This window comes from Crassaminicella profunda, from assembly GCF_019884785.1.
GTDB classification, from domain to species: Bacteria; Bacillota; Clostridia; order Peptostreptococcales; family Thermotaleaceae; genus Crassaminicella; species Crassaminicella profunda.
In genome coordinates this window covers 1,311,753-1,335,947 of sequence record NZ_CP082326.1, presented here as the reverse complement: position 1 = coordinate 1,335,947, position 24,195 = coordinate 1,311,753, and the positions used below count along the sequence as shown (strand labels likewise).

General features: G+C 28.9%; 30 protein-coding genes. 3 read left to right on the top strand and 27 right to left on the bottom strand.

What is annotated here, in order from left to right:
• Nucleotides 1-542 precede the first annotated feature (542 nt).
• From K7H06_RS06035 to K7H06_RS05995, 9 genes are all read right to left on the bottom strand, one after another.
• Complete coding sequence (locus K7H06_RS06035) at nt 543-1,289, bottom strand: alpha/beta fold hydrolase (protein ID WP_223038986.1); 747 nt, start codon at nt 1,287-1,289, stop codon at nt 543-545.
• Nucleotides 1,290-1,643: 354 nt separating this feature from the next.
• Entirely contained in the window at nt 1,644-1,808 is a 165-nt protein-coding gene (locus K7H06_RS06030; RefSeq protein WP_223038985.1) for a hypothetical protein, read from the bottom strand.
• A 103-nt stretch (nt 1,809-1,911) separates the two neighbouring features.
• Nucleotides 1,912-2,364, bottom strand: coding sequence for a GNAT family N-acetyltransferase (locus tag K7H06_RS06025; protein WP_223038984.1), 453 nt, complete (start codon nt 2,362-2,364; stop codon nt 1,912-1,914).
• 48 nt (nt 2,365-2,412) lie between these two features.
• Complete coding sequence (locus K7H06_RS06020; RefSeq protein WP_223038983.1) at nt 2,413-2,886, bottom strand: ASCH domain-containing protein; 474 nt, start codon at nt 2,884-2,886, stop codon at nt 2,413-2,415.
• A 59-nt stretch (nt 2,887-2,945) separates the two neighbouring features.
• Nucleotides 2,946-3,317 (bottom strand): hypothetical protein, encoded by a 372-nt coding sequence (locus K7H06_RS06015; protein ID WP_223038982.1) that lies wholly within the window; start codon nt 3,315-3,317, stop codon nt 2,946-2,948.
• Nucleotides 3,318-3,805: 488 nt separating this feature from the next.
• On the bottom strand, nt 3,806-4,570 hold the full coding sequence (locus K7H06_RS06010) for an alpha/beta fold hydrolase (protein ID WP_223038981.1): 765 nt from the start codon (nt 4,568-4,570) through the stop codon (nt 3,806-3,808).
• Nucleotides 4,571-4,905: 335 nt separating this feature from the next.
• Nucleotides 4,906-5,070, bottom strand: coding sequence for a hypothetical protein (locus tag K7H06_RS06005; RefSeq protein ID WP_223038980.1), 165 nt, complete (start codon nt 5,068-5,070; stop codon nt 4,906-4,908).
• An 82-nt stretch (nt 5,071-5,152) separates the two neighbouring features.
• Entirely contained in the window at nt 5,153-5,413 is a 261-nt protein-coding gene (locus K7H06_RS06000; RefSeq protein WP_223038979.1) for a CPCC family cysteine-rich protein, read from the bottom strand.
• A 96-nt stretch (nt 5,414-5,509) separates the two neighbouring features.
• Nucleotides 5,510-6,415: a DMT family transporter gene (locus K7H06_RS05995; protein WP_223038978.1), complete on the bottom strand. Its 906-nt coding sequence runs from the start codon at nt 6,413-6,415 to the stop codon at nt 5,510-5,512.
• 191 nt (nt 6,416-6,606) lie between these two features.
• Between K7H06_RS05995 and K7H06_RS05990 the strand changes: the two genes are divergently transcribed.
• Nucleotides 6,607-7,503 carry an AraC family transcriptional regulator gene (locus K7H06_RS05990; RefSeq protein ID WP_223038977.1) on the top strand — a complete coding sequence of 299 codons (897 nt, stop codon included), beginning with the start codon at nt 6,607-6,609 and terminating at the stop codon, nt 7,501-7,503.
• 608 nt (nt 7,504-8,111) lie between these two features.
• Here the strand turns inward: K7H06_RS05990 and K7H06_RS05985 are convergent.
• Nucleotides 8,112-9,215 carry a DEAD/DEAH box helicase family protein gene (locus K7H06_RS05985; protein WP_281426061.1) on the bottom strand — a complete coding sequence of 368 codons (1,104 nt, stop codon included), beginning with the start codon at nt 9,213-9,215 and terminating at the stop codon, nt 8,112-8,114.
• Nucleotides 9,216-9,904: 689 nt separating this feature from the next.
• On the opposite strand from K7H06_RS05985, the gene K7H06_RS05980 reads away from it, so the two are divergent.
• Nucleotides 9,905-10,144, top strand: a complete 240-nt coding sequence (locus K7H06_RS05980) for a hypothetical protein (RefSeq protein ID WP_223038976.1) — start codon at nt 9,905-9,907, stop codon at nt 10,142-10,144.
• Between the two features lie 119 nt (nt 10,145-10,263).
• On the opposite strand, the gene K7H06_RS05975 is transcribed toward K7H06_RS05980, so the two are convergent.
• From K7H06_RS05975 to K7H06_RS05900, 16 genes are all read right to left on the bottom strand, one after another.
• Nucleotides 10,264-10,428, bottom strand: a complete 165-nt coding sequence (locus K7H06_RS05975; protein ID WP_223038975.1) for a hypothetical protein — start codon at nt 10,426-10,428, stop codon at nt 10,264-10,266.
• A gap of 98 nt (nt 10,429-10,526) precedes the next feature.
• Nucleotides 10,527-10,700 (bottom strand): hypothetical protein, encoded by a 174-nt coding sequence (locus tag K7H06_RS05970; protein WP_223038974.1) that lies wholly within the window; start codon nt 10,698-10,700, stop codon nt 10,527-10,529.
• A 594-nt stretch (nt 10,701-11,294) separates the two neighbouring features.
• A complete protein-coding gene (locus tag K7H06_RS05965) occupies nt 11,295-11,960 on the bottom strand; it encodes a CatA-like O-acetyltransferase (RefSeq protein ID WP_223038973.1) in 666 nt (221 codons plus the stop codon).
• The gene (locus K7H06_RS05960) at nt 11,957-12,541 is read right to left on the bottom strand and encodes a helix-turn-helix domain-containing protein (RefSeq protein WP_223038972.1); all 585 of its coding nucleotides are present in this window, start codon (nt 12,539-12,541) and stop codon (nt 11,957-11,959) included. The genes K7H06_RS05965 and K7H06_RS05960 overlap by 4 nt, the downstream gene beginning before the upstream one ends.
• A gap of 535 nt (nt 12,542-13,076) precedes the next feature.
• Nucleotides 13,077-13,277, bottom strand: coding sequence for a DUF6897 domain-containing protein (locus K7H06_RS05955; RefSeq protein WP_223038971.1), 201 nt, complete (start codon nt 13,275-13,277; stop codon nt 13,077-13,079).
• An 857-nt stretch (nt 13,278-14,134) separates the two neighbouring features.
• The gene (locus K7H06_RS05950; RefSeq protein ID WP_223038970.1) at nt 14,135-14,449 is read right to left on the bottom strand and encodes a YciI family protein; all 315 of its coding nucleotides are present in this window, start codon (nt 14,447-14,449) and stop codon (nt 14,135-14,137) included.
• A gap of 5 nt (nt 14,450-14,454) precedes the next feature.
• A complete protein-coding gene (locus K7H06_RS05945; RefSeq protein WP_223038969.1) occupies nt 14,455-15,021 on the bottom strand; it encodes a flavodoxin family protein in 567 nt (188 codons plus the stop codon).
• Nucleotides 15,022-15,612: 591 nt separating this feature from the next.
• Nucleotides 15,613-16,179, bottom strand: coding sequence for a hypothetical protein (locus K7H06_RS05940; RefSeq protein ID WP_223038968.1), 567 nt, complete (start codon nt 16,177-16,179; stop codon nt 15,613-15,615).
• Between the two features lie 112 nt (nt 16,180-16,291).
• The gene (locus K7H06_RS05935; protein ID WP_223038967.1) at nt 16,292-16,822 is read right to left on the bottom strand and encodes a hypothetical protein; all 531 of its coding nucleotides are present in this window, start codon (nt 16,820-16,822) and stop codon (nt 16,292-16,294) included.
• Nucleotides 16,823-17,101: 279 nt separating this feature from the next.
• Nucleotides 17,102-17,266 (bottom strand): hypothetical protein, encoded by a 165-nt coding sequence (locus K7H06_RS05930; RefSeq protein WP_223038966.1) that lies wholly within the window; start codon nt 17,264-17,266, stop codon nt 17,102-17,104.
• Between the two features lie 194 nt (nt 17,267-17,460).
• The gene (locus K7H06_RS05925; protein WP_223038965.1) at nt 17,461-17,988 is read right to left on the bottom strand and encodes a DNA topology modulation protein; all 528 of its coding nucleotides are present in this window, start codon (nt 17,986-17,988) and stop codon (nt 17,461-17,463) included.
• Nucleotides 17,989-18,329: 341 nt separating this feature from the next.
• Nucleotides 18,330-18,755, bottom strand: coding sequence for a hypothetical protein (locus tag K7H06_RS05920; RefSeq protein ID WP_223038964.1), 426 nt, complete (start codon nt 18,753-18,755; stop codon nt 18,330-18,332).
• A gap of 132 nt (nt 18,756-18,887) precedes the next feature.
• Entirely contained in the window at nt 18,888-19,499 is a 612-nt protein-coding gene (locus K7H06_RS05915) for a TetR/AcrR family transcriptional regulator (RefSeq protein WP_223038963.1), read from the bottom strand.
• Between the two features lie 94 nt (nt 19,500-19,593).
• The gene (locus K7H06_RS05910; RefSeq protein WP_223038962.1) at nt 19,594-19,854 is read right to left on the bottom strand and encodes a hypothetical protein; all 261 of its coding nucleotides are present in this window, start codon (nt 19,852-19,854) and stop codon (nt 19,594-19,596) included.
• 188 nt (nt 19,855-20,042) lie between these two features.
• A complete protein-coding gene (locus K7H06_RS05905; protein ID WP_223038961.1) occupies nt 20,043-20,591 on the bottom strand; it encodes a DUF6144 family protein in 549 nt (182 codons plus the stop codon).
• Between the two features lie 93 nt (nt 20,592-20,684).
• A complete protein-coding gene (locus K7H06_RS05900; protein ID WP_223038960.1) occupies nt 20,685-21,521 on the bottom strand; it encodes an AraC family transcriptional regulator in 837 nt (278 codons plus the stop codon).
• An 876-nt stretch (nt 21,522-22,397) separates the two neighbouring features.
• Between K7H06_RS05900 and K7H06_RS05895 the strand changes: the two genes are divergently transcribed.
• On the top strand, nt 22,398-22,934 hold the full coding sequence (locus tag K7H06_RS05895; protein WP_223038959.1) for a hypothetical protein: 537 nt from the start codon (nt 22,398-22,400) through the stop codon (nt 22,932-22,934).
• A gap of 145 nt (nt 22,935-23,079) precedes the next feature.
• On the opposite strand, the gene catA is transcribed toward K7H06_RS05895, so the two are convergent.
• Complete coding sequence (gene catA / locus K7H06_RS05890; protein WP_223038958.1) at nt 23,080-23,739, bottom strand: type A chloramphenicol O-acetyltransferase; 660 nt, start codon at nt 23,737-23,739, stop codon at nt 23,080-23,082.
• Between the last annotated feature and the right edge of the window lie 456 nt (nt 23,740-24,195).

Below are 24,195 nucleotides of genomic sequence, written 5' to 3'. Positions count from 1 at the left end.
AAGTATATGAAATTAATATCGTTATGACAAAATTTACATTTTTATTATCAATCATTCAAATAATCTGCATAAATTATAGCAAATTATTCCACAAAATGCAATTTCGTGACATATTTCACAACGCATCATAAAATATCTATATACTTATGGTTATCCCTCTACTTCTCCCAAAGCAACAACCGATTTTTAATCAATCCCATAGCACACCCTAATCTTAAAAGTAGCCATTAACTCACAGACGGGTTCACCTCTGCTATTGCTATAAATGCAGGTTTTATTTTCTGATCCACTAACATAAATCCATAAATAAGTACTAAAAAAATTATAATTATGCTAATAAATGCTTTTAAGCTACCTTTCATCTTTCCACGGCGGTATCTCCTATAACGTAAAAAATCACCCCCTTCTTATATAAATATGATAAAGGTAGGTGATTTAGTTACAATTTTAATTTGGTTTATATTCAATGAGCAATATAAGAATATTCCTTTATAAAAACACAGTAAAATTCAATTCTAAATAATACAGTACTTTATTACAACTTAGGATAAAAATTCTAAAACCAAATTTCTAAACTCTTCTTTATTACTAAACATAGCAGGGTGATTTCCATTCTCAAAAATAACCAATTTAGAATTTTCTATTTTTAAATTAATACTTTTTAGTGTACTTTCGATATTAGGTATTAAATCATCTTTCAAGCTTCCTGTAATTAAAACATTATTTTCTATGTTGCTAAGATTATAATTGAAAAAATTACTTATATTTCTTGAAAAATTTATAATTAAATTTGTATTTTGGTCAATAACATTTTTCCAATCAAAGCCATGCATTATAAACCAAAATAACTTAGAACCTAACATACTTTTTGCTATTTTTCTATCATCTACAATTTTCTTAGCAAAATCATAAGATAAATTTTCTCCTATGAAGCTATCCACGATTATTTTATTAAACAAGTTAGGTTCTTCTAATACAGCATTCAAAGCAACAATAGCCCCACCACTGGTCCCTAACAAATTAACATTGCTGATACCAAGATATTTACATAATTCAATAACTAAAATAGAATTAAAATGCCAATAATTTAAGGGCAGTTTATCTACTCTCTGAGATTTTCCTTGACCTACTAAATCTAATAAAATTACTTTAAAGTTTTTAGAATAGAATTTTAATTCTGGTATAAACATTTTTGAGGAAGCTGTATCTCCATGTATAATGACTAAAGGTTTCCCTTCCCCAAATACTCTATAATATATATTAAGATTTTTATATTCAAAATAAGACATTTTTAACCTCCCGATAACAAACATTATAAAAAATTTTCATAAATATTTATTTTAGATAATCTACATGGGAGAGTTAATAGTTACTCTTACATATAGATTATTTAAGTTTATTAAAAATTCCCATTATAGCACCTCCTCGTGATTTGTTAATACACATGATATTACAGATAACACCTCTATAATATTATACCAAATATTAGCATTTATCAATTATATTTTTGATTATTCACCACCTATATATCATCCTTATCCTATAATAGCTTCTTTTTACCTATACTCGTCCATCTATCTGCCATAAAAAGATAACCCATTTTCAGTCAATCCCATAGCACGCCCTCACCTTAAAAGTAGCCATTAACTCACAGACAGGTTCACCTCTGTTATTGCTATAAATGCAGGCTTTATTTTCTGATCTACTAACATAAATCCATAAATAAGTACTAAAAAAATTATAATTATGCTAATAAATGATTTTAAGCTACCTTTCATCTTTCCTCGGCGATGTCTCCTATAACGCAAAAAATCACCCCCTTCTTCTATAAATATGATGATAAGGGGTGATTTAGTTACAATTTTAAGTTGATTTGATTCAATACGCAATATACGAAAATTGCGAAACATATTATAAGGTTGCAACATATATGCGAGAACTATCTCCCCATGGATGATAGCCTGTACCAATATACTTAAATCCATACTTTTCATAGTATCCGATATGATTTGTGCAGAGGTATAAGTGAGAAAACCCTCCTACTTTTGCATCTATCTTTGCCTGTTCTAACAGAAGAGAACCGTAAGTATTTCTCCTGTATTCTTCTTCAATGTATAAAGCACAGACCCAAGGATATAAATCCATACGGCTAATAAAATCATTGGTAATAAGACCTGCACAACCAATTATTTTACCATCGTCCATCAACAGATACCACTGTGGCAATGGACTAGAGGTAGTAGTGCAATTAGTTATACAGTCATCATAAACTTTCATACTATTTGGAGATGCCCATTTACTTTGAAAATATTTAATTGCTATCTCTTTATATTCAGGAAATTTTTTTACAGATATGATTTCCACTTCTTTCACACCTTTCCGTTATGAGAACATTCCTTACTTCGTAATATTCTACTTATATGCAACTTCAAATTCCTCACATACTACCAACATATCTTCCGAAAATTCTATTTCTTGCTCTTTTAATTCTCTAGTAAAAAAATCTTTATGTACTTTTCGCCAATATTTTAGAGACTTATCCCCCTCACCTTCTGTTTTTACAAATTCTTCTGTTACTTCTTTGAAAGGCAATACAGTTACTTTCTTTGTTTGAATAATACATTGAGCTATTCCATCCCAATCTGTAATTATGCTAAAGACTCCTTCTTTAGGCAATATTTCACCATCTACTTCATAAAAATAATATAATCCAGTAGTTGCTCTTTTAGTACCTTGTTTAACTAATTTTGCTAAATTATTAGCACTTTTTTCATTATCACAAAAATACCATGAAGTGTAATTTTTATTAGTATTTCTAATGTTCTCACCTATGGACATTAAATAATTTCCCCACATTTTTTGTACTGATTTATGTTCTTGTTCCATTTTTTCAACACTCCTTGTATAGATAATACAATGCTGGATGATGGTTACAAAAGCCTGAATTATTTTTTACTATATTTAAGCTTATCAGATATTTTTGTTATCCTATCTTCATATTCTTGATGTGATATTTTTCCTTCTTCATATTTCTTATTTAATTTTATAAACGGTTCTATTAACAAATATTCTTCAAAATCTAACCCTATGGTCTCTCCACACTTTGGGCATACAATTTTATATGCTTTATCATATGGAATAACAATAATAAAGAGTTTAGAGGTACAAATAACATCATAATGCTTATTAGAATTGCAGTTTTCGCATTTTGGTGAAATTCTTGATAAAATCCACTTCTTACTACCTTGTATATACATTTGTTCTAAGTATATCTTTCCAACATTTTTTGTTTTTATTGGTGCAATACCTACATACATAAAAATCACCCTTATATTGTAAATTAAACTTTTTTTATTAAAGAACACCAATTAAAGTCATCATAATAATAACTGTCAACTAACGTTCCTGAAGCTTTACAACCTGAATTGTAAACATCCTAAAATTCTTTCAGTCATGCTGTAAATCCCATGTTTGAATAATAAACTTATCTCACATTAATATGTCTTAGTTTACAAATTAGAACAGATTCTTAAACATATTTTTTAAGCATAGCTAATACCCATTCTTACAAACTAAACAGTCTTAAAATCTCCTCCCACACATTAATGATTTTATACCAATTATTGGAATTTTTCAATTGTATATTTACTCTTTACTATTTGTTTTTCTACGGCGGTATCTCCTATAATGCAAAAAATCACCCCCTTCATATATAAATATGTTTCTTAGAGGTGATTTAGTTACAATTTTAATTTAGTTTATATTCAATACGCAATATAAGAAGAATGCATACTAACTAAAGATTCTACTCATTTGTTTTTGTTAAAAAAGTATTCGCTACTTTAGAAAACTCAACTGCATTGGACATAATTGCAGGATGCCCGCCTTTATCAAATAGATGTATTTTCCCATTTTCAACCTTTTTCAGAAGTGCAGAATAAGTTTTTTCATAGAAATCGCAGGTTACAAACTCATCCTCCTTACTTCCTGTAAACAATATCGCTCCCCTCAACATTTCAATTGACTTATGAAAGAATTTCCCTATGGTTTTGTAATGCTCATACAATGCATTGGTATCATTATCTACCACCTGCTCCCAATTTTTGCCTTGGTTGTAAATGTAAAAGGCTTTTGCTCCATCATCCTGCTTTGATAATTCACGTTCTGATTTAATATTTTGCACAAACTCTGCTAAAGGAACTTCACCCTCAAAGCTATCTGCAATCACTTTATTTACTAAGTCAGGTCTTTCCAAAGCTACATTAATGCCAGCAAGAGCACCACCACTGCTTCCGATAATATTCACCTTTCCATATTTCATCTGTTCTAAAAAGGCTATGACCTGCATGGCTTCATCAAACCATAAATCAATCGGAAATCGTTCGAGCCTTTCTGATTTACCATGCCCCAGAAAATCTATTAAAACTACTTTATAATTTTCTTTATATAAATCAGTTATTCCATCAAACATTCTTGAAGATGCGGTATTCCCATGCAAAAAGAGTAACGGAGTACCTTCGCCAAATTCTTCATAATAGCACTGCTTATCATTGTATTTAAAATACGACATGCTTTATCCTCCTTCGATAATTTTATAAATAGACTCATTTCACTATTTTTATTTTCATTTTCATCACCCCCCTTTACGAATAAACTATAAATAATATTCACATAAAATTACTATTGTGTAATATGCAGCCTATATTTTTTATAATTTTTCGATAATATAGATATCATATATATAATTATATAAAATTTAGCATTCATTAATTAGCTTTTATGATTATTCAACACATATACCTATCACCCTTGTTTTGCTAATAGCTTTATTATCTCTGCTTGTCCACTCATCCCCCATAAAAAATCAATCTAACCCATAACACACCCTCACCCTAAAAGTAGCCATTAACTCACAGACGGGTTCACCTCTGCTATTGCTATAAATGCAGGTTTTATTTTCTGATCCACTAATAAAAACCCATAAATAAGTATTAAAAATATAAGTAATAGACTAATAAATGCTTTCAAGCTACCTTTTGCTTTTCTACGGCGGTATCTTCTATAACGCAAAAAATCACCCCCTTCTTATATAAATATGTTCTTTGGGATGATTTAGTGACAATTTAAATTTATTATGTTCACTTAACAAAGTTTATTTCTCGGCATCAGTTGGCTTACGAACGTATTTTAAGTCGCTTTTACAACAAGCACCAAAAGTCCTATAATTTTTTTTTGCTTGTTTCAAGGTTAGACCATGATTTTGATCACTAGACTCTTCATTATCAGAAATAAAGATGTCAATTTCCCAAAAACAAACGGGACAAATAAATCCACAAGAATAAAATTTCTCTTCAGTTCTTTTGGGTATTGTATAGTAACCACAACAAGGACATTTTTCTCTATCTGCTCTCATAAATGACCTCCTCGCTATATAAAAATTTTTGTATCACAACATAAGAAGATTATGAACTACTAACAATATTCTCAACTACCTTTACACTTTTAAAATTTAGCTATACTTTCTTACTTTTGCACGAGACAAAATTATAATTGTAATTATAATGCATACTGTTCCTAACCATTGAGATATACCCAAAGGAACATGTAACCATAATACAGATAAAAAAGCTGCAGATAAAGGTTCAACAGAAGATAGTACACTTGCTTCCGTTGGTTGTATATATTTTAAACTTTCTAAGTAGCAATAAAAAGCAATGAGAGTTCCAAATAATACTACAAATATAACAGCCAACATTGAAGCAATAGACCATTGACCTGTAAAATTCCAAGGCTGATGGATAAAACTAAAAGCTATTCCACCAATAAGCATTCCCCATCCAACTACAAGTGTAGAACCCCATTTAGTAAGAAGAGAACGTGGCTGTAATGTGTAGAAAGCCGCTGCAAAAGCCGAGCTAATTCCCCAAAATAACGTTAACTTAGAAATAGATATGCTATGAATATTACCTTTTGTAATGATAAAAAATGTACCTAACATCGCTAAAATAATAGCAATGATTTCGTGTGAATTTGGAATTTTTTTAGTACGAATAGCTAAATAACAAGTAATTATCACTGGTGATAAATACTGCAGTATTGTGGCTGTTGCTGCATTTCCATATTTAATAGCAGCAAAATATGTATATTGAACCCCTAACATCCCTATAATACTAAAAAATACAAGACTCAAGCCATTATATTTAGATTCCCAGATTTTCCATATATCTTCGTTACCTTTCATAAAATCATATAATAATAAAATTACCCCTGATACTAATAGCCGAATTACAACAAGCCACTCTGGACTAAATCCTTTTTTCTGAAAAAGGTACTGAGCAACAGTACCTGATATTCCCCATAACATGGCGCCTATAATTACAAGTATTATTCCTTTTAGTCTTCGTTGAAATTTCACTATATTTTCACTCACTTTCTTTCTAATTATTCTGAATAAATTTACTACAATAATTAACTAGTATAATATTGTAATTTATTGCAAATATATTGATTTATTCAAATAAATCTGTAATAATTTTATTATTATTTTAAATGTATAACAATTAATATATTACTAAGATTTAAAACTATATTAGCGAGATGATAAAAATGCAGATATCAAAAATAGAAGTAACTGAAAATTTACAAGAGACAACCAAACACGGTTCTTATGATTTTCCAATGGCAATTTATACGGATAAATTTAATCTATTTGAAGATGGGCATATAAGATGGCATTGGCATAAGGAACTACAATTTTCCTATGTACTTTGTGATAAGGTAGTCTTTTTTATTGAAAATCAAAAAATAATTTTAGAACCCGGCGAAGGAATTATGGTGAATTCAAATATACTACATCAAATTAAGCCATATAACAATAATAACTGTATGATGTTTTCCATTGTTTTCGACCCAACTTTAATTGGAGGTACTCAACAGTCACTTATTGAAAAAAAATATTTAAATCCAATCATCGAAAGCAGTAATTTAAAATTTATCTATTTAAAACCTACTGTTCAATGGCAGAAAAACATATTAAAGTATTTAGAAGAAGTCTTTTTCTTGTCCAATCAAAAAACCTATGGATATGAACTGGAAATGAGAAATTTTATGTCTAGTCTTTGGCTAAATTTAATTAAAGAAGTAAAAGAAGAAATTAAAGATTCTACATCTGCCGTCTCACATGATGAAGAACGTGTAAAATCAGCGCTACAATATATACATAAATATTATTCAGATAATATTTTATTAGACAATATTGCAAGGGCAGCAAATATCAGTAAAAGTGAATGTTGCCGCAGTTTTAAGAGGATTTTAAGAGTGACTCCTTTTGAATATTTAATGGAATATAGAATTTCAAAAGCATCAGAACAGCTTTTGAAAAGTAAAGAATCTATTTCTAACATTGCTTTTAATGTAGGTTTTAATGGAATAAGTTATTTTGGAAAAGTATTTAAAAAATATATGAATTGTACACCTTCTGAATATAGAAATAAACATTTCTAATATAGGTAAAATAAATATAAAATGATAAAACACGCATTGTAATTAAGTAGACGGAAAGAAAATATTGAATATATATTTAATAATTAAATCCTAATAAGTATTGAAGATATGACACAATATTCTACTATTGTGCAGTATGTATTTTATCTTTTTATAGTATTTTGGTCTTACAGATAACGCATCTATAATTTTATACCAAATTTTAGCATTTACCAATTATATTTTCTGGTTATTTAACACATGTACATAGTATTCGTATTCCGTATAATTGCTTTTTTATCTATGCTTGTCCACCTATCCCTCATAAAAAAAATCACTCCATCCCATAACACACCCTAACCTTAAAAGTAGCCATTAACTCACAGACGGGTTCACCTTTGCTATTGCTATAAATGCAGGTTTTATTTTCTGGTCAACTAATAAGAATCCATAGATAAGTACTAAAAATATAAGTAATAAGCTAATAAATGCTTTCAAGCTACCCTTCGTTTTTCTACGGCGGTATCTCCTATAACGCAAAAAATCACCCCCTTCTTATATAAATATGTTCCTTTGTGGTGACTTAGTGATTATTGATAATAGAAACATGAAAATTTATTTCTAACTATTTATAATTCTTCTTTGATATCATATCCCATTGATTTATACCCTTTTAATCTTCTTTCATACATTCTCATAAACATAGGTATATTCTTATCAACATAATCAAATATTTTAACAACTTCTTTGGAATCATACTGTCTATGCAATCTTCCTGCATACTGCTGCAAAGTACCTTTCCATGAAATAGGCATCGTCAAAAACAATGTATCTAATCTTGCATCATCAAATCCTTCTCCTACATACTTTCCTGTAGCAATAATAATTCTTTCTTCTTCCTCAGATATTTGATCCATTTTATCTTTTATATCTTTTAACTTTTTCTTCCCTAATCCACCTCTTAAGACAATAATATTTTTTACAGCGCCCTCAAGTCTTCTTTCGAAATATTCTACATAAGCCGTTCTCTCGGTTAAAATAATAGGGGATCGCTTTTGTTTAAGTGCCTCTAAAACATCTTCAACGATCATGTCATTTCTTTTTTTATCTTCTATTATTCCTTTATATAAACTATGTATGCTAGGTTTACTTTCAACATTTTCTTTTATATTTAGCTCATGATATCTTGGTACTACAATGTGTTCAAAACAGTTTAATACCATATTAGATTTTGCAGTTACTTTATGTCTAATATTTCCACATTGCATCATAACTATAGGATGATGTCCATCTTTTCTAATAGGTGTAGCAGTTAGTCCATACACATATTTTGCCTTGACTTGTTTTAATACTTGCTCAAAGCTATATGATGAAATATGATGACATTCATCAACAATAACCATTCCATATTCTTCTACGTAGTCTTTTACCTTCCCTTTGTAATTAATACTCTGTATTATAGCTATATCTACTATCCCTGTTCTTTTTCTCTTTCCTCCACCAATTTGACCCATCTGCTTAGCATCAACATCTAAAAAAGTTTGTAATCTTTCTTTCCATTGTTCCATTAGTTGTTTTCTATGAACAATAATTAATGTATTCACTTTTTTATTTCCAATTAACCATGCTGCAACAACAGTTTTTCCAAATGCTGTTGTTGCTGAAAGGATTCCTGTATTATAAGCATATAGTTTTTCTGCTGCTTCACTCTGTTGGGGTCTAAGTTCTCCAATAAATGAAACATCTAATTTATTCCCTTCATACCACTCATATCTTATTTCAACCTGTACACCATTAATCTGAAAAAAATCAATTACTTCTTCTAAGCCCCCCCTTGGTAATCCAATAAAATTTTTATAGTCTTCAGCACACTGTATCTTTACCTGTGGTTTATTGCATATTCCTTTTTTCCATTCATTAGCACATGCAGGTGAATATCCTGATTTACTTTTATCTCTACTTTCCCATCTATATTAATTGCTATATCTTTTTGAAATAATTTATTTTTTCTATGCTCTTACCATAAAGGTTTCTTAATCTGATGTTCTCTTCTTTTAACAATTTATTTTCGTTCTTAAGATTTATATTTTCCTTTTGCAATTTTTTACATATTTTCTCAGTCTCACTCAATTTATTTTTCATTTTTTAAAAATTTTGAATATTCTCTTTATAATTATTTATCATTTTTATGTACTGCCTTTCTGCTCACTATGGAACGCTGTTATATCACTTATTTATCCTTCATTCTATATTTACACATAAATTACCTTCTAGATTCACTTATTTACAGTATTTATAGATTTCACACCTATCAAAACCCACTATTCTTCCAAACTTTTAATAATAAATTCCTATCTTCATATATTTTTATACATAAAGATTTGTTATAATATATTTATACAAAGCAGAAAGGTTGATATATATGGAAAATATAGAAAAATTACTAAAGCAAGTCTTAGAAAATCAAATAGAGATGAAAAAAGATTTAAAAGAAATCAAATCAGACTTAAATACAATCAAAGATCAAACTGCTGATTTAACTGAATTTAGAACAGGAACAAATCAAAATTTTACAGATATCAAAGATACCCTGAAATTCTTACTTCATAAAGAAATCGAAACAGAAAGAGAAATCTTTAAACTTAAACAAGTTAGTAAATAAAAATTTATTAGATATGGAGCTATTGAAACTCCTTTTATTTTTTATTACATAGCTTGTCCACCCATCCCCTATAAAAAATCAATCGATTTTATAACATACCCTAATCTTAAAAGTAGCCATTAACTCACAGACGGGTTCACCTCTGCTATTACTATAAATGCAGGTTTTATTTTTTGATCAACCAATAAAAATCCATGGATAAGTATTAAAAATATAAGTAATATGCTAATAAAGGCTTTTAAGATACCTTTGGTTTTTCTACGGTGGTATCTTCTATAACGCAAAAATCACCCCCCTTCTTATATAACTATGATAAATGTGGGTGATTAAGTTACAATTTTAATTTAGTTTGATTCAATACGTAATATAATAAAATTATTCATTACTTTTTATCTGATTTTTTATCAAGTTCATTTAGTTTCAGTTCAATTTCTTGAAGATGTAATTTTAACATATCAATTTTATCTTCAATTCTCTTTATGTCTTTAGGTATCCTAAAGGCAACTCTATAGATTAAGTATAATATCCCCAACATTATTAATAATGTTTCTGCCATCAAACTCACCCTCTTTTGAGTAATTTGTTTTTCCGTTTGCTGCTATTATGCACTAAATCATCATTCTTATTTCCTATATTATACAACATTTCCCATATATCTTACTTTTCGTGTCCATGCTTTTATACTAACACCTATGTTATACCCAAATTTAGTATTTATCAATTGTATTTTCTAATTATTGGACACATGTAGCAACATAGCATTCTTGTTCTATTTAATTGTTTTTTGTCTCTGCTTGTCCACTCATCCATCATAAAAAAATCAATTAATCCCATCGCACATCCTGATCCTAAAAGTAGCCATTAACTCACAGACGGGTTCACCTCTGCTATTGCTATAAATGCTGGTTTTATTTTCTGATCCACTAACATAAATCCATAAATAAGTATTAAAAATATAAGTGATATGCTAATAAATGCTTTTAAGCTTCCTTTCGTTTTTCTACGGCGGTATCTTCTATAACGCAAAAATCACCCCCTTCTTATATAAATATGTTGCTTGGGGTGATTTAGTTACAATTTTAATTTAGTCTACTTCAATATACAATATACCACAATAGTTCCTTTCAGCTTTATGCTTATAAACATAAACTTACAACCATTCTTTCGGATGATTTATAGCATGTTGCACATCCTCTAAAAACTGCTTCACATGCCATCCATCTGTTGTTGCATGATGCAAAGTCATAGAAAGTGGAAGCATGCTATTTCCACTTTTTTCAAAGATACGACCAGCTTCAACAGTTGGAAAATAGTAAGGCTTATTTTCAAAACTTTGAAGAGAAAAATGCTTAAACTCAATCCACGGAATACAGGATATAGTATAGCTGTTTTGGGGAGGTATTTTATCTGGCTGCGATAAAATACCATGGTTATTCCCGTATTGTTGCTGATTTTCCAAATAACGATTGTAAAACACAGAAAAATTGTCATCATATTCTGTCCACATCAATGAGATTGTTTGATCATCTTTGTGAAAAACAGCATACAACGGTGTTAGTGTATCCCAATATCCAAGGACATCATCTTTTTCCGCTACTTTAAATTCTATTTGTCTGTTAAGCATTGTTGTTACTACCCACAGATAAGCGGGAAAAAATTTAATTTTACGCTCCTTTAAAGCTGTTTTCATTATTGTAATATCCAATTCAACCGTCAAAGAATATCCTGTAGGTGCCATCTTAGAAAAATAGTAAAATATTTGACTTCGAAGCCATGTTCGTGAATCTATAGGATGAAAATTTATTTCCTTCGTCATTTTCCTTTCACCCACAATCCATGTTGGCTGCAATAAAAATATAGTTTACCACCATACATTTTAGGAAAACGTAACTCTGCTCCTTGCTCTGGATAAAGCTTCACTAGCAGCACTCTGTCATACTTAACATAAGCAACAAATGAAATAAAGTGAGACTTCCTCATTTCATGTGGAATAGTAATATAGTAATCCTCTTCAATTTCATCTATTCTAATCTTGTGTTTATCATCTTCCGCCTTTGCTATTAATGGCTCTAGTTTTCTTCCACAGCATGAAATTTCTGCTTGACCTGTATTGCTTACTACATTCCCACAGTTTGAACATACATAAAATTTAATCCGTTTTATATTTCCTCCATCAGTATCATTGGGTTCCAAATCACCCAATAGAATTTTTTCAGTGTTTACTCCAAATATGTTAGAAATCTCATTGAGCAAAGATATATCAGGACAGCCTAACCCGCGCTCCCATTTTGAAATCGTTTTGTCACTAATATTCAAAGCATCAGCGATTTCTTTTTGCGTCATATTCTTCTCTTTGCGCAGATTTAAAATCAGTTTTCCAATTTTGTTACAATCCATAATGTTCACCTCCACATATCAAGAGTAACTGATAGCAGATTATTTTTCAATAAACGTTCCGTAGAGTTATATAAACTATCCCTACTTTGCACTTTTGGACAATTTAATTTTAGCATTTATATTATTCCTATATAACTTATTCTTACCTATACTTGTCCATCTATCTGCCATAAAAATAACCTATTTTCAATCAATTCCATAGCAAACCCTAATTCTAAAAGTAGCCATTAACTCACAGACGGGTTTACCTCTGCTATTGCTATAAATGCAGGTTTTGTTTTCTGATCGACCAATAAGAATCCATAGATAAGTATTAAAAATATAAGTAATATGCTAATAAAGGCTTTTAAACTTCCCTTTGTTTTTCTACGGCGGTATCTCCTATAACGCAAAAAATCACTCCCTTCTTATATAAATATGATAAAGGTGGGTGATTTAGTTACAATTTAAATTTGATTTTCATTCTTATAAAATAAACTCTGTTATTTAAGCAAATTAAAATTCCATTATCTATTAATACTGGTTGCATAGATACTTACTTTTTATACTTGTCATCTACTATCTTGATATTTTGGATAAAATCTATATTAATCAAATCTATCTTTCCTCTTCCTTCTACCTTAATCCAATTATCAACTACTTCAAGAATTTTTACTTTTTTGAATGTAGAACCAAATGAACCAGATGATATATTGCAAACTTTCCCTATATAACTTTTAATTAAATCATTTGACATTTTAACACCTCTTAACTTTCTTTGTTTTCTTATAGCATTAATTATTCTTCGTTGTGATGGTATTAAAATAAATAACACTACAAATATTGGTAAATATGTGGTTATCCATATAGCAGGATTCAAAATCATCATCACCTCTAAAAAATTATAATTCCGTTGATATTGCCTTAATCTTTATTGCTCCATCCATCTTAAAATTACTTTTTATTTGTCATGCTTTAGATTAGAATTTTTTATAATTTATTTTCTTCAAAAGAATCTATTATTCCAAACTCATGCTTCTCAAAATTTCAATCTCCAAAGTTTTTATAAATCTTGTTCGTATTATACCACTATTGTGCAATATACATTCTGTATTTCTTTAATATTTCAATATTTTAAATAACACCTTTATATTATTAGATCGTATTTTAACATTTATCAATTAACTTTTCTGATTATTCAACACATGCACATATCATCCGTATTTTTCTAATAGCTTCATTATCTATGCTTGTCCACCCATCCCTCATAAAAAAAATCAGTCAATCCCATAACACATCCTAATCTTAAAAGTAGCCATTAACTCACAGACGGGTTCACCTCTGCTACCCACTTAAATGCAGGCTTTATTTTCTGATCAACCCATAAGAATCCATAGATAAATATTAAAAATATAAGTAATATGCTAATAAAGGCTTTTAAGCTACCTTTCGTTTTTCTACGGTGGTATCTCCTATAACGCAAAGAATCACCCCCTTCTTATATAATTATGATACAGGTGGGTGATTTAGTTACAATCTTATTTAGTTTATATTCAATACGCAACATATAACTGTTGTATCCTAATGATTATGCATTAAGACGCTTCCTAAATATTATCTATCTTGGAATGTTCCTATTTTTTCAATTTCTTCAGAAAGAATTACTAAATCCCATTCAAATAACTCGTATCTATATAAACTCCGTTTTATTAAAGGATCATTGTCAGCAACTTCTTTTGCTTCTACTAAATCTTTAGCTTCAAAAACTATCATTCCACCAACTGTATTTGAAAATCCACCTCCAATAAAATATCTCTCAGATGCTACTTTACTTAAATACTTAATATGATCATTAAAATCATTTGAATTAGTTTGAGTTCCTTCTACTTTAGAATCAATTCTTACAAACAACTTATCGCCTTTTTTCATTTCAATTATGCCTCCAAACTTTTAATTATCCAAGCTAAATTTTGTGCAAATCGTACAATATAAGATTTTGCCTTTTCGTCCTTTTCAATATCTCCTTTATGTACTCCAACACCAATATTCCAATATGTAGAACTAGGAATAATCATTTCATTTACAAGGTAGAAATCAACTAAACAATTTATGGTTGTTAACTGTCCACTTTCTCCTGCAATAGCAATTGGACCCCCTATTTTTTTAGATAATGGACGATTATTATTAAATGCAACATAAGTTAATCTCTGAAGAAAAGCCATTAATAAAGATGTTGGTGCTCCTACATATACAGGACTACCCACAACAAATCCCTTATTTGCTAAAACTTCATCATATATACTATTAAAATCATCTTTTTGAATACATTTATTAATGCCTATACATTCATCACAGTTTAGACAATGATTTATCTTTTTACCAGATAAGCTAATAAATTTTGTACCTATATTATTCTTTTTTAATTCTTTATCAAATACTGACAATAATATCTCAGTATTGCCTTTTTTTCTTGGAGAACCAGAAACTATTAAAACTCCCATCAGTACCCTCCTGTAATTAATATATTAGTAAATATTTCATATATTTTAATTTGTTTTATAACTTCTTTTAGTATATTTGTGTCACATTTTTCTACTATTATCTAATATGTATCTTATCTTTTTGATAAGATTTTGGTATTACAGATAACATATCTATAACATTAAACCAAATTTTATCATTTTTCAATAATATTTTTGATTCTTTAATATATGTAGACATCATTCTTTTCTTACAATAGCTTATTTATACCTATGGTTGTCCACCTATCCCTTATAAAAAATCAATCCCATAACATACCCTAACCTTAAAAGTAGCCATTAACTCACAGACGGGTTAACCTCTACTATTGCTATAAATGCAGGTTTTATTTTCTGATTAACTAATAAGAATCCATAAATAAGTATTAAAAATATAAGTAATATGCTAATAAGTGCTTTTAAGCTACCCTTCTTTTTTCTAGGGTGGATTGTTCAACAAAATGCAAATTTCCTTAAAATCTACAAATCTAATAAATGCTTGAAGGCTGCTATTTTACTACGTTTATAATTATACTTTGCACCTGGTGACAGCTATGCTGATACTACCCCTAATTAAATATTTTTAAATATCTCCGTCTCTGATAATTTTATTTTTACGTTATTTTCAATATTCCTATACTTACTATCATATTTAACCATAAGCCTAATATTCTCTATCTTTATTAATTCTTTCCACCCTAAATATATTCTTTTTGCAAACTCTTCATTCCACTGTTCCATTTTATCAATTAAAGGACAATTGTGAATTTGATCCTTTTCTATTGTTAAATAAAGTTGTCCCTTTTCTATATGTGGTTCAAAAGGATAAGTTCTACATTGAATAGGCCTTAAATGCCTTAAACATCCAAATTCATCTTCACAATCTATATAATAAAGATATCCTATACTATGAGGTATATCATATTCAAAACTAGTATGTTTTTCTACTTTAAAATTTGTGATAAATTCACTATCCTCTAGCATACTCTCCAATTCATAGGGCATTAAATATATCCCCATCTTTTTTTCTCCATCATAGGTTCTACAACAATGATGATTACACAACTTACCACAATCTCCATCTATAATTTGTACATCCATAAGTTCATATGCATTTTCATATATACTTTTATAATCCATATTTTTTCTCCTAAATATTTTTTTATTTTATGTAACTTATCATAAGTGTGAATAAATTACTGTATTAAAGATTATGCTCATTAATATATATTGCAAGAATAAATTGCTATATTTAGTCACAAGACGAGACTGTTGTTATCGGAATCTCATTTCCATCTTGGTCATAGATTTTTATCGTCATGTTGCTATCGGTAATGGGGATTGCAATAGCAAATGGCTTACCTGGCTCTACTGTATAAACAGCCCCTTGTTTTTGACTGTTTTCAGACACACATTCTATTCTCGCCACATTTACCTTATTAATCGAAATGAGAGCCATGGAATTACCATAATTAAAGGCTCGAATACCCTCGAAAATATCGATGGTACTGCCTCCTGAACGAAAAAAGTATCCAAATGAAAGACCCTCTCTATTTACATAAATGGAATACGTGAAATCATTTAAATGTTCGTCATAAAACAGCAATGCGCCAAGGTTATCGGTCACAGATTTGGAGACCTGCCAACTATCATCTATTTTTTGGGATTTACGAGCGTCACGTTCAAGATTATCTCCGATCACTCCTATGGTAGAGACACTAAAACAAGCGAAAATGACAAGTAACAATAAACATATAGCAGAAATAATATAAAATTTTTTCATATCTTCACCCCCACAAATTATATAAATAATCTTTATGTCATAATATTCTACTATTGTGTAATATTTATTTTATCTTTTTTATAACATTTTAATATTACGGATAACACATCTATACCATTATACCAAATTTTATCATTTCTCAATTATATTTTTGATTCTTTAATATATGTTGATAGCATTCTTATCCTATAATAGCTTCTTTTTACCTATGCTTGTCTACCCATCCCTCATAAAAAAAATCACTCATCCCATAGCACACCCTCACCTTAAAAGTAGCTATTAACTCACAGACGAGTTCACTTCTGCTACCCACTTAAATGCAGACCTAATTTTTTGAGCAACCAATAAGAATCCATATATAAGTACTAAAAAAATAACGATTATACTAATAAATGCTTTTAAACTTCCTTTCGTCTTTCTTCGGAGATATCTCCTATAACGCAAAAAATCACCCCCCTTCTTATATAAATATACTGAAGGTAGGTGATTTAGTTACAATTTTAATTTATATTTAATCCGCAATATAAGAATATTCTAAACCTAATAAACCGTTGCACCTCAATTACTCATTCAACTTTTAAAATTCGCCTTCAGATAATAGTCTATTTAGTTCATCAAGATATACAATTAGAAACTTCTTAAATTTTTTTATTAACAAGCTCTTTTAGATATTTATTTGCCTCAGTTCTCTTTTTAAAGACTATTATATGTTTATCTTTACTTCTTTCCAGCCTTTCAAGATTTCTTTTCCCTGATCTTTTAGAAAAATTCCAAATATATTTCATGAACTCAAAGTCAAAATTCTCTTGGCAACCTTCTGCCATATCAGGTCTTATTTTATTTCTATTAGTTATCACTCGTTTAAAATAGCTCTGCATACACATCACTCTACTTAATTGAAAGCAAATAATTGTATCAGCCTTTTCAATACGCATATCCAATGTACTGCTATAGTTACCATCAATTATCCATTCGTTCCCTGATATTAGATTTTCTTGCTTTTTTACCCATTTTCCCCTTGGAGTTTCAACCCATCCATAATTCCAAAATTCCCTATCTAGATGGATAAGTGGAATACCTGTTATTTCTGCAAGTTTTCTTGAAAAAGTGCTTTTACCACTCCCTGGTGATCCTATAATCACTATCCTTTTTCCTATGTTATTCATCTATATCACCTATAAAAAATTTTTAATAATATCTTCATTTAATACATTTATCTATACTTTTGTATAATATATATTTTGTCTTTTTTATAATACTATAATATTGTAGATAACACATTTATAATTGTATACCAAATTTTGTAATTTATCAATTGCATTTTTGGCTCTTCCAGACATATAGATATCATCCTTATCCTAAAAGTAGCCATTCACTCACAGACGAGTTCACCTCTGCTATTGCTATAAATGCAGGTTTTTTTTGATCTACTAGTAAAAATTACTTTTGTTTTTTCTATTCATATCCTTATCTAGAAACTCTACTAGTCTAGTGTAATGGTGTATATCTATAAAATATTAAATTTACTTTTATTACGCCATAAGTAATTGATTGACCATATTGAAAATAATCCAAATGGAAGAAAAATAATGTCTCCCGGAGTAATTAAACCTGTATATATATCACGAGTCCATAAAGAAGCAAGCGAATATATCCATAGTATATTGGCCATTTGAGCAAATGTCCATCCCCAGGAACTCAATCTTAAAAGACCTGGAATACTAATCATCAATATTGGAACAGCTAAAAAAATATCTGCAATTAGAAATCCTAAAGTAGATGCTTTAGACATTATATCCATTGTAATCCCAGTATTGGATTGTATAAAAATTTTAAACATCACTAGAATCCAGAAAATAAGGCTAATTACTGCAGCAATACTATTTACCCCAATTATTGCTTTAATACCGTTGGTTAATATTGATTTCCTCATATTTTTCCTCCTTCACAATAAATTAAATATATTTAACAACACATTTATTCTTTTATAGACAACTGCATTGTTGATTTTTTTATCCTAATCTAGATATACTCTTATATATACTTTTTTACGGTCTTAAATAATCTATTTCAATAAATTGGTAATACCAAACATATGATATGAATTAATAGATTTTAAATATTTCTTTACTTCTTCAATATCTTTAGTTTCTTCTAATATTCTAAGGGTCATATTGATAAGATTTTGATAAATTAATCTTATTACAAAATCACCTTTGTTTACCTCTAAAAGTTGATTATATTGTTCTGTATACCGTTCTTTTAAAGTTTTTACAAGGAAATTAACCAACTCTGCTTTTTCATTTTCATATTTTGTTCCTTCACTATTATGAAATACAATCAACATCCTTTCACGATTTTCTACCATAAAATTAATAAACTGATTATTAAATAACCATAATTCATCTCTTTTCTCAATAAATTCTAAGCTCTTCCCTTCAGCGCTAGAAATTTTTTCTACTAATAAGTTTTTTACTTCTACTAAAAAACGTTCAGGAACAATACAATGAAAAATTTCATTTTTACTTCTATAATACCTGTATATATTTCCTACTGATATTCCTGCCATTTGTGCTATATCTGAAATTTTAGTTCCACTATAACCTTTCTCTGCAAACACAGTAAGTGCTACAGAATCAATTTTTTCTTTTATTTTATCTTTTTTATATTGAACCATATAATCCTCCTAATAAAAGCGAATTTGTTATTCACTTTTATTATATACTAATTTTTCTATTTGTAAATACTTAAATATCCTTCTTGCAACACTTTTATCTTGCAGAATAATAGTATACTATCCTTGTCCACCCATCCCTCATAAAAAAATTAATCAATCCCATAGCACATCCTAATCTTAAAAGTATCCATTCACTCACACACAGGTTCACCTCTGCTACCCACTTAAATGCAGGTTTTATTTTCTGATCAACTAATAAGAATCCATAAATAAGTATTAAAAATATAAGTAATATGCTAATAAATGCTTTTAAGCTACCTTTCATTTTCCTACGGCGGTATCTCTTGCAACGCAAAAAATCACCCCCTTCTTATATAAATATGTTTCACAAGGGTGATTTAGTGATTATCTTTATTAGAAATAGTAAACTTTTTATTTTATTAGTCTCTTTACTATCATTTTTCACCTTCATTGATTATTTTCTCAATTATTTCTTCAGAAAGCTTCACTACTGTTTATAGCTGGTATTAAATAAGATTTATTCTATTTCCATATAACCCCTTGTGGGATTATTTTCATAAGGCATCTTTCATTACCCATTTTTATACTTTTTAATAACTCAACATCAACTTTACACTGAAAGGCTTTTTCAAATAGTACTTTACTATACCCAGTAGTACATTGACACCATGCATCAGAATCTAGCCTATCTACATCTGCAAGCATTGGACATGGACAAAAATTAAATTGTAAATAAATATCTCCATTTTCATAAAATAACCCTGCATCTTTTGCTTTCTGCAAATTTCCAAACTCCTCTAAACTTGATGATAATTCCATTAGCTCTTTCACTAATTCTAACTTCTCATCCATTCCATATCCACACTGACACTTCATTCTAATCTTCTTAGTAGTTACCTTATCAAGTTTGCTTTCTAATCTCTTCATTGTAGAATTTACCCATATAGCATTATCCTCTGATTTACCACTTTCCTCTTTTCCATATACAACTTCCCTTGCAATATCTTCATTGCTCTCATTTTTTATAGCTTCATAAATAACATGCTCTTGGATTTTCCTTATATCAAACATAAAATCCTCCTTTTCCTAACTTTATATAGTGATAGCTTTATCACTATTTTCATAATAAAGGAAAACTTACTTTTTTACTTCTGAATTCTTGCTCTATTTAATAGCAATACATAAATCCATAGCAACATGATTATTTTTTCTATCAATATTGTGGTAAATGCCTAATCCATATCTTTCATCCCTTTTATATCCACTACGTGGAAGCCAAATATTAAAAAATCCCTGGAATGTCACAAAAATATCATGTATATATCCATTAAATCGATAAACTGCAAATTTACCACCTTTTATCGTTGTAACATTTTCTAACTCTACATCTTCACCAACAGTGATGCATAAATCATATATGCATTTCTCTAATTGGGTAATAGATGGATCATCATAAGATTTTTCAATCAAAAGTGTATTTGGTTTAATATAGGTCTTATACCGTTCCATAAAACTATACCAATTAATCCCTATATCACTATAGTTTCCGATATATCTTTCATAGATTACTTTAAAATCAGCTAGATTTTGTATAATAATCTTCTCATCATAATATTCAAAAGACTTAAAAGTATTATATTCACTGGAATAAAACGGATTAGCAACAGATGTTGAATTGATAGCCTTTCTAAATTTCACTGGACAAATACTATACTGCTTGCTAAAGGCTGAACTATAATTGGAAGAACTGTATCCATAATCAACTCCAATATCAGTAATAGTTTTATCTTTTTCAACCTTAAGACTTACTGCACTTTGATCCATTTTTATACGTTTGATAAAAGCATAAATACTTACTCCTGTTTCTTCTTTAAACATTCTGCTAAAATAATATTTTGAAAAATTACAGTGATTAGCAACATCTTCAATAGAAATGTCCTCATGTATATGCTGTAAAATATACTCAATACTTTTATTTATCAAAGGATTTTTAATTATCATTTTAATCCCACTCCCCTAAATACTTTTTACATAACTACTAATGATTTCATTTTTCTAAGAATTTTGCTGCCATTTATAAAAAATATTACGGAAAATGATAACTTTCAGTACTAACATTGATAATAGAAAATATAAGCTTCTTTAAACATCATTTTCATATTTATTTTATACTTAAAATAATTCTTATCTCTTTAATTATAACCTATTTTGTAAATATAACATTACTTATGATACGGAATTTTCACTTACAAAAATAACCTTAACCAAGTACTATCAACGATTAAGACTACTTTTCACATTTATTTATGGTACGGTTCACCACACAACATTCTAAATGCTTGTCCAATCACAGCCCTCATAGAAAAAATCACTCCATCCCATAACACACCCTAATCTTAAAAGTAGCCATTAACTCACATGCGAGTTCACCTCTGCTATTGCTATAAATGCTGGTTTTATTTTTTAATCGACCAATAAGAATCCATACTAGGTATTAAAAATATAAGTAATAAGCTAATAAATGCCTTTAAGTTACCTTTAGTTTTTCTATGGTGGTATCTATAAAAATCTCAGAACAACTATCAGAAAATACAAAAAAACATTCAACAAACACCTCTTTTCCTAAAAAATCATATAAGTACACTTATAGATTTATATATACATGCCTTCTCATTTACAATTTGATGGAAACTTTTTAAATACTGTTATAAGCTATATTGCACATAAAAATCAATTCCTTCAAAACACTACAAAAACATAACACCCCTTATCCCACAAATAACTAAAATACTATATATATCACTTAAAATTATTTGGAACAAAATATTAAACAAAATCGTCTAATATGATATTAAAACTTTAAGGGGGTAACTAAATATGAAAAAGATAGTTCTATCACTATTAATATACATCCTTACTTCACTTACCATTGGATGTACTTCACAACAAACTTTAACAAATCAGAACTCTACAGAAACAAACAGTACCACACAAGAAATTGGTTCTGAAGAAAGCAAAAGAATAGACCTATATGTATCCGCTATGAAAGCTGCTTTTAAAGAAGAAAATGGTGGCAATGGGTTTATAGCTGTAAAATTAGATACATTGGAAGGTCTAAGTGATGAAGCTAAAAATAAAGTATTAAAGAACCTTTCTGCTTTATCATCAAATTTATATGATTTTGAAGAAGTTAAAAATGATAATGTCAAGTTTAAATATGATGATAAAGGTAATTTACAACGCACTATAGATGGAACGCTGTTATCCATAAGACTTCAAGAATATAGTGATAATGAAGCTATCATTGAAATTACTTCTTGGTTTGGGAACTTAGGAGCAGTTTTTCCAAAATATAAAGCGACTTATAAAGATACTACGTGGCATCTAGAGCTTTTGGAAATGGCAATTTCTTAACACTATTGTCGTTATATTTTCGCAAAAAATCACCCCCTTCCTATATAAAATATGTTGCTTAGGGGTGATTTAGTTACAATTTTAATTTAGTTTTATTCAATACTTAATATAAGAAATATGCGAAAACTATAACTAAAGATTATGCTCAGTTGCTTAGTAACCACTCATCACAGTTCTGTGACATTATTTGCAATTCATTAAAAAATCTGCTTGTATGGTATCCATCACAAACTGCATGATGCACTTGTAAAGAGATTGGTAATAATGTTTTTCCATCTTGTTCAAAATATTTACCATATGTAATTATTGGTAAAAGATAAGTTCCATCTGCATAAATGTTAAGGTTAAATCCTGTAAAACTTGTCCAAGGAATACAAGAAACAGAAAAGGTATTCTTAGGTTCATTTTCTTTTGCAGAATAATTTTTTACATTGCCATATTTTCCAATATCATCAAGATAATTACGATAAAATAATCTAAAATTATCAGAATAGATTGTCCAAATATTAGTAAATGTTTCGTTATCCTTATGAAAAACGGTAAAACATGGATTCATATTTTCCCAATAGCCAAGATTACCTCTTTCATCAAAACAAGTACGAAATTCTTCGTGTCTGTTTATTATTTTTGTAGCCATATAAATCAAAGCAGGATATAATTTTATGTGATTATTTTTTAGTTTAATAAGCAAATCTGTAATATCAATATTAGCTGTCATACTGTATGTACATCTAACATTATTTAGAAAGTGGTCAAAATATGGCTTTCTACTCCAAGTTTCTTTATCTATTAAATTAAATTTCATTAAAACCCTCTCCTTGCGTACAAAATATAAATAATCTTTACTTCACTATATACTACTATTATACAGTATGTATTTTATCTGTTTATAGTATTTTGATCTTACAGATAACATATCTATAATATTATACCAAAGTTTAATATTTATCAATTTTGTTTTCTATTTATTCAACACATATACATAGCATTTTTATTCTACTTAATTTCTTTTTTATCCATGCTTGTCCATCCATCCCTCATAAAAAAGTTACTCAATCCCATAGCACACCCTTACCTTAAAAATAGCCATTAACTCACAGACGGGTTCACCTCTGCTATTGTTATAAATGTAGGTTTTATTTTCTGATCAACTAATAAGAATCCATAAATACTAAGCAGATAAGTAATATACTAACAAATGCTTTTAAGCTACCTTTCGTCTTTCTAAGGCGATATCTCCTATAACGCAAAAAATCACCCC